Source organism: Ramlibacter sp. MAHUQ-53, from assembly GCF_052600055.1.
The window spans coordinates 221,772-228,566 of sequence record NZ_JBQWTS010000009.1; the positions used below are offsets into that span (position 1 = coordinate 221,772).

5 protein-coding genes and 1 pseudogene are annotated in these 6,795 nt (G+C 69.6%); 5 read left to right on the forward strand and 1 reads right to left on the reverse strand.

Going from position 1 to position 6,795, the window contains the following annotated elements; translation table 11 throughout:
* Positions 1–37 precede the first annotated feature (37 nt).
* The gene (ugpQ, locus tag ACT80S_RS15040; protein ID WP_377417247.1) at positions 38–802 is read right to left on the reverse strand and encodes a glycerophosphodiester phosphodiesterase; all 765 of its coding nucleotides are present in this window, start codon (positions 800–802) and stop codon (positions 38–40) included.
* A gap of 151 nt (positions 803–953) precedes the next feature.
* Between ugpQ and ACT80S_RS15045 the strand changes: the two genes are divergently transcribed.
* The 5 genes and pseudogenes from ACT80S_RS15045 to ACT80S_RS15065 form a co-directional block, all read left to right on the forward strand.
* Positions 954–4,850: a DUF3683 domain-containing protein gene (locus ACT80S_RS15045; protein WP_377417249.1), complete on the forward strand. Its 3,897-nt coding sequence runs from the start codon at positions 954–956 to the stop codon at positions 4,848–4,850.
* Positions 4,850–5,287 (forward strand): HIT family protein, encoded by a 438-nt coding sequence (locus tag ACT80S_RS15050; RefSeq protein WP_377417251.1) that lies wholly within the window; start codon positions 4,850–4,852, stop codon positions 5,285–5,287. The genes ACT80S_RS15045 and ACT80S_RS15050 overlap by 1 nt, the downstream gene beginning before the upstream one ends.
* 6 nt (positions 5,288–5,293) lie before the next feature.
* Positions 5,294–5,704, forward strand: coding sequence for a gamma-butyrobetaine hydroxylase-like domain-containing protein (locus tag ACT80S_RS15055; protein ID WP_377417253.1), 411 nt, complete (start codon positions 5,294–5,296; stop codon positions 5,702–5,704).
* Positions 5,705–5,774: 70 nt separating this feature from the next.
* Positions 5,775–6,506 (forward strand): bifunctional demethylmenaquinone methyltransferase/2-methoxy-6-polyprenyl-1,4-benzoquinol methylase UbiE, encoded by a 732-nt coding sequence (gene ubiE, locus ACT80S_RS15060; protein ID WP_377417255.1) that lies wholly within the window; start codon positions 5,775–5,777, stop codon positions 6,504–6,506.
* Positions 6,507–6,557: 51 nt separating this feature from the next.
* Positions 6,558–6,795, forward strand: a pseudogene (locus ACT80S_RS15065) (Tim44 domain-containing protein); the annotation flags it as partial.

Genomic DNA, 6,795 nt, shown 5'->3' on the forward strand with positions numbered 1-6,795 from the left:
ATCCGGGGATGCCGTCGGTGTCTGGTCGGGGCTGATTTTATTCGGCTGGGGCGGCCCGGCGCTGCACCCAGTCGGTGTCGAACAGGTCGACCCGGTCGGTGATGAGCCCGTCGAGCCGCATCTCCAGCAGGCGGGCGGCCTCGGCGGCGTCATTCACGGTGTAGGCCAGGCAGCGCAGGCCGGCGGCGTGGACGTCGGCGGCCATGGCGGGTGTCCACAGCGGGTGGTGGGCGACCACGGCGACGCAGCCCAGGTCCCGGGCCGCATGGAGCCAGCCCGGGGCCAGCGCCTCCAGCAGCAGCCCGCGGGGCAGTCCGGGGGCGGCGGTGCGCGCGGCCTCGAGCGCCTCGGCGTCGAAGGAGGTGAGCAGCGGCGGAACCTCCGCGTCCGCCCACAGGGCCCGGGCCTCGCGGGCCACCGCCTCGCCGGTTGCGGCGGCCGTGCCCGGGCAGGGCTTGATCTCGAGGTTGACCAGGGCGTCATTCGCGATGCACCAGCGGGCCAGGGCCGACAGTGTCGGCAGGCCGGTGCCGGCGAAGGCGGGGGAGTGCCAGGCGCCGGCGTCGAGCGCCGACAGCGCCGCCCAGTCCAGCGCGCCGGCCGGACCCCGCCCGCTGGTGGTGCGATCGAGCGTGTCGTCATGGAGCAGGAAGGCGACGCCGTCGGAAGAAAGTTTGACGTCGCACTCGAACATCCGAAAGCCGTGCGCGAGCCCGGTGTCGAAAGCGGGCAGGGTGTTTTCCGGCGCGAGGCGGCCGGCGCCTCGGTGGGCGATCCAGAGGGGGTAGGGCCAGGATTTCATGCGGACTCGCGGCGCGGGCCTGGCGCCATTGTTCTGCCGGGCCGCGCGGCCCGCAAGCCGCCTTGTCCCTCGGGCAGGAAGGGCTGGCTCCCTCGGGTAAGATCCCCTGTCAGCCGGTCCTGCATCCTTTCGGCTGATTTGTCCGCATGCGATGAACGCACCGACCACGCTCAATCACCTCCTGGCCGCCTCCGACGAGCAGGCCCCTCGCCTGCGCGAGATTCCGTACAACTACACCTCGTTCTCCGACCGGGAGATCGTCATTCGCCTGCTCGGCGAGCGTGCGTGGGAGGTACTGTCCCAGCTGCGCCGGGAGCGCCACACCGGCCGCTCCGCCCGCATGCTGTACGAGGTGCTGGGTGACATCTGGGTGGTCCAGCGCAACCCCTACCTGCAGGACGACCTGCTGGACAACCCGCAGCGCCGCCGCCTGCTGGTCGACGCGCTCCACCACCGCCTGGGCGAAGTCGAGAAGCGCCGCACGCCGGACCATGACGCGTCGCGCGACGCCCTGGTGGGCGAACTGCTCGAGTCCGCGCGCCGCGCGGTCGAGGCCTTCGGCCGCGGCTTCGACGAGGTCGACGGCCTGCGCCGTCGCGCCCAGCGCGTGCTGGGCCGCCTGACCGCCCGCGACAACATCAAGTTCGACGGTCTTTCGCGCGTTTCCCACGTGACCGATGCGACCGACTGGCGCGTCGAGTACCCCTTCGTGGTGCTCACCCCCGACACCGAGGCCGAGATGGCCGCCCTGGTCAAGGGCTGCTTCGAGCTGGGCCTGACCATCATCCCGCGCGGAGGCGGCACCGGCTACACCGGCGGCGCGATCCCGCTGACCTGGAAGAGCGCGGTGATCAACACCGAGAAGCTCGAGGCGATGACCGAGGTCGAGCATGTCGCCATCCCCGGCCATGCCCAGCCCGTGCCCACCGTGTGGACCGAGGCCGGCGTGGTCACGCAGCGCGTGGCCGACGCCGCCGAGCGCGCCGGCTTCGTGTTCGCGGTGGACCCGACCTCCGCCGAGGCCTCGTGCGTGGGCGGCAACGTCGCCATGAACGCCGGCGGCAAGAAGGCCGTGCTCTGGGGCACGGCCCTGGACAACCTGGTCTCCTGGCGCATGGTCACGCCCCAGGCCGAGTGGCTCGAGGTGGTTCGCATGGACCACAACCTTGGCAAGATCCACGACGCCGAGGTCGCGACCTTCGAGCTGCGCTACTTCCCGGGCGACGCGAAGAAGATCGATTGGAGCAAGCCCGCGCGCACCGAGACCCTGGTGATCCCGGGCAAGACCTTCCGCAAGGAGGGCCTGGGCAAGGACGTGACCGACAAGTTCCTCTCCGGCCTGCCCGGCGTGCAGAAGGAGGGCTGCGACGGCCTGATCACCAGCGCCCGCTGGGTGGTGCACCGCATGCCGGCCCATACCCGCACGGTCTGCCTCGAGTTCTTCGGCAACGCCAAGGACGCGGTCCCCAGCATCGTCGAGATCAAGGACTTCATGTTCGCCGAGCAGAAACGCAGCGGCACGCTGCTGGCCGGCCTGGAGCACCTCGACGACCGTTACCTCAAGGCGGTGGGCTACACCACCAAGTCCAAGCGCGCCGTGCTGCCCAAGATGGTCCTGATCGGGGACATCGTGGGGGATGACGCCGACGCCGTGGCCCGCGCCACCTCCGAGGTGGTGCGCATGGCCAACTCGCGCAGCGGCGAGGGCTTCATCGCCATCAGCCCCGAGGCGCGCAAGAAGTTCTGGCTGGACCGCAAGCGCACCGCCGCCATCAGCAAGCACACCAACGCCTTCAAGATCAACGAAGACGTGGTGATCCCGCTGCCTCGCATGGCCGAATACACCGACGGCATCGAGCGGATCAACATCGAGCTGAGCCTGCGCAACAAGCTCAAGCTGGTCGACGAGCTCCAGGCCTTCTTCGAGCGCGGCAACCTGCCCCTGGGCAAGAGCGACGACGCCAGCGAGATCCCGGCCGCCGAACTGCTCGAGGGCCGCGTGGGCGAGGCCGTGGCGCTGCTGCAGAAGGTGCGCGCGCTGTGGCAAGGCTGGCTCGACGGCGTCGACACCCTGTTCCCGCAGCTGCAGGACCACAGCCTGCGCGCCAGCTGGAAGACCCAGGTCCGCGCGCCGCTGCAGCAGGTGTTCAACGGCCTGGCGTTCCGCCCGATCCTGGAGGAGGTGAATGCCATCCACCAGCGCGTGCTCAAGGGCCGGGTGTGGGTGGCGCTGCACATGCACGCCGGTGACGGCAACGTGCACACCAACATCCCCGTCAACAGCGACGACTACGAGATGCTGCAGGCTGCGCACGAGGCGGTGAAGCGCATCATGGTGCTGGCCCGCTCGCTGGACGGCGTGATCTCGGGCGAGCACGGCATCGGCATCACCAAGCTCGAGTTCCTGACCGACGAGGAAATCGCCCCCTTCGCCGAGTACAAGCGCCGCGTCGACCCCGAGGGCCGCTTCAACCGCGGCAAGCTGCTGCGCGACACGCAGATCACCACGCCGGTGGGCGTGACGCTGCAGGCCGACCTGTCGCATGCCTACACGCCCAGCTTCGGCCTGATGGGGCACGAATCGCTGATCATGCAGCAGTCGGACATCGGCGCCATCGCCGACAGCGTCAAGGACTGCCTGCGCTGCGGCAAGTGCAAGCCGGTGTGCGCCACCCACGTGCCGCGCGCCAACCTGCTCTATAGCCCCCGCAACAAGATCCTGGCCACTTCCCTGCTGGTGGAGGCCTTCCTGTACGAGGAGCAGACACGCCGTGGCGTGTCGATCAAGCACTGGGAGGAGTTCGAGGACGTGGCCGACCATTGCACGGTCTGCCACAAGTGCCTGACGCCGTGCCCGGTGAAGATCGACTTCGGCGACGTGTCGATGAACATGCGCAACCTGTTGCGCAAGATGGGGAAGAAGTCGTTCCGACCCGGTGGCGCCGCGGCCGCCCTGATGCTGAACGCCACCAACCCCGAGACGATCAAGCTGGCCCGCACCGCCATCGTCGACGTGGGCTACAAGGCGCAGCGCTTCGCCGCCGACCTGCTGCGCGGCTTCGGTCGCAAGCAGGCGGCCAGGCCGCCCGCCACGCACGGCACCCCTCCGGTGAAGGAGCAGGTGATCCACTTCATCAACAAGAAGCTGCCGGGCGGGTTGCCGAAGAAGACGGCGCGCGCGCTCCTGGACATCGAGGACAAGAACTACGTCCCGATCATCCGCGACCCGAAGGCGACCACGACCGAATCCGAGGCGGTGTTCTACTTCCCCGGCTGCGGCTCCGAGCGCCTGTTTTCACAGGTGGGCCTGGCCACGCAGGCCATGCTATGGCACGCCGGCGTGCAGACCGTGCTGCCCCCGGGCTACCTGTGCTGCGGCTACCCGCAGCGCGGCTCGGGCCAGTTCGACAAGGCCGAGAAGATCATCACTGACAACCGGGTGCTGTTCCACCGCGTGGCCAACACGCTGAACTACCTGGACATCAAGACGGTGGTGGTGTCCTGCGGCACCTGCTACGACCAGCTCCAGGGCTACGAGTTCGACAAGATCTTCCCCGGCTGCCGCATCGTCGACATCCACGAATTCCTGATGGAGAAGGGCTACAAGCTCGATGGCCAGGGCGCCTACCTCTATCACGACCCCTGCCACACGCCGATGAAGCAGCAGGACCCGATGAAGACCGTCAAGGCGCTGGTGGGCGACCAGGTGCTCAAGACCGAGCGCTGCTGCGGCGAGTCGGGCACCCTGGCCGTGAACCGGCCGGACATTTCCACGCAGGTCCGCTTCCGCAAGGAGGAACAGCTTCGCAAGGAGGCCGACGCGCTGCGCTCCATGGCCGGCATGCCGGCCCAGGGCAACGTGAAGGTCCTCACCAGCTGCCCGAGCTGCCTGCAGGGCCTGTCGCGTTACGGCAACGACCTGGACAACGGCCTGCTGGAGGCCGATTACATCGTCATCGAGATGGCCAACCAGCTCCTGGGGGCCGACTGGATGCCGCAGTACGTGCAGGCCGCCAACCAGGGCGGCATCGAGCGCGTCCTCGTCTGATGGCCGCCGCCTGCCCCCTGTGCGAGGGTGAAGGCGGCCGCCTGGTGCTGCGGGCCGGCCGCTTCCGCGTGATCCATGCGGACGAGGCCGGCTTCCCCGGCTTCTACCGCCTGGTCTGGAACGACCATGTCGCCGAGTTCTCCGACCTGCCGGCCGCCGACCGGGCGCACTGCATGGAGGCGGTGGCCGCGATCGAGCAGGCCCTGCGCGAGCACCTGCGCCCCGCCAAGATCAACCTCGCCGCCCTGGGCAACATGGTGCCGCACCTGCACTGGCACCTGATCGCCCGGTACGACTGGGACTCCCACTTCCCCGCGCCGGTCTGGGCCGCGCCGCGCCAGGCCGCCCCGGCCGCGCGCCTCGCCGAAGTCGCCGCGCGCCTGCCCGCGCTGGAGGACGCGCTGCGCCAGCGCCTCGCCCCCGGCGCCTCCCGCTGACACCCCATGGCCGGACTCACCCCCGATACCCCCACGCCCGTCTCCCTCACCGTGCACGGCGCCTCGCGCGTGCTGGCGATCGCCTTCTCCGACGGCGCGGACTTCCGCATCCCCTTCGAGCTGATGCGGGTGTACTCGCCCTCGGCCGAGGTCCAGGGCCACGGCCCGGGGCAGGAGGTGCTGCAGACCGGCAAGCGCGAGGTCACCCTGGTCGGCCTCGAGCCGGTCGGCAACTACGCGGTGCAGCCTGCCTTCTCGGACGGCCATGACAGCGGCATCTTCACCTGGGACTACCTTTACTTCCTGGGTTCGCAGCAGGAGCGGCTGTGGCAGGAGTACGCGCAGCGCCTGCAGCAGTCCGGCCGCTCGCGGGACGACCCGATGCCGCAGGCGGCGGGCAAGTCCTGCGGCCACTGACCGGGCGAATTCCTGATCCCACGGCAGGGCTGTCAGCCCCGCGCGATCCAATCCCCTTAGATTCCTGACCATGAGCACCACCCATTTCGGCTTCCAGCAGGTCGACGAGCGAGACAAGGCGCGCCGCGTGCGCGGCGTGTTCGACTCCGTCGCGTCGCGCTACGACGTGATGAACGACCTGATGTCGGCCGGCCTGCATCGCCTGTGGAAGGCCTTCACCGTCACGGTGGCCGACCTGCGACCCGGCCACCAGGTGCTGGACATCGCCGGCGGCACCGGTGACCTCTCCATGGCCTTCGCCCGCAAGGTCGGCCCCACGGGCCGGGTGGTGCACACCGACATCAACGAGACGATGCTGCGCACCGGCCGCGACCGCCTGGTCGACGCCGGCCTGGTGCTGCCCACCTTCGTGTGCGACGCCGAGAAGCTGCCCTTCGCGGACGCCTCCTTCGACCGCGTGAGCGTGGCCTTCGGCCTGCGCAACATGACCCACAAGGACCAGGCCCTGCGCGAGATGTGCCGGGTGTTGCGTCCGGGCGGCAAACTGCTGGTGCTGGAGTTTTCCCGGGTGGCCAAGCCGCTGGAGAAGGTCTACGACTGGTATTCGTTCAAGGTGCTCCCGCGCATGGGCCAGATGGTGGCCGGCGACGCCGACAGCTACCGCTACCTGGCGGAATCCATCCGCATGCACCCGGACCAGGACACGCTCAAGTCCCTGATGCAGGAATGCGGCTTCGGCCACGTGGACTATCACAACCTGACTGGCGGGGTGGTCGCCCTCCATGTCGGCATCAAGTGCTGACAGGCACGCACGCAGTGACCGGTATCGAGTGAAGAAGAAGGACGGAGACTCATGAAGACCCTGACGGCCATCCTGGCATGCTGCCTGGCCCTCGCCACGCTGGATGCGAACGCCGCCAAACGCCTGGGGGGCGGCACCTCGATCGGCAAGCAATCGAGCAACGTGACCCAGCGCCAGCAGGCGGCGCCCGCGCCCGCCACGCCCGCGAACACCGCGACGGCCACGCCGGCGCCCGGCACCCCGGCGCAGGCGGCGCCCGCCGCGGCCACCGCCGCCCGGCCCGCGCCGG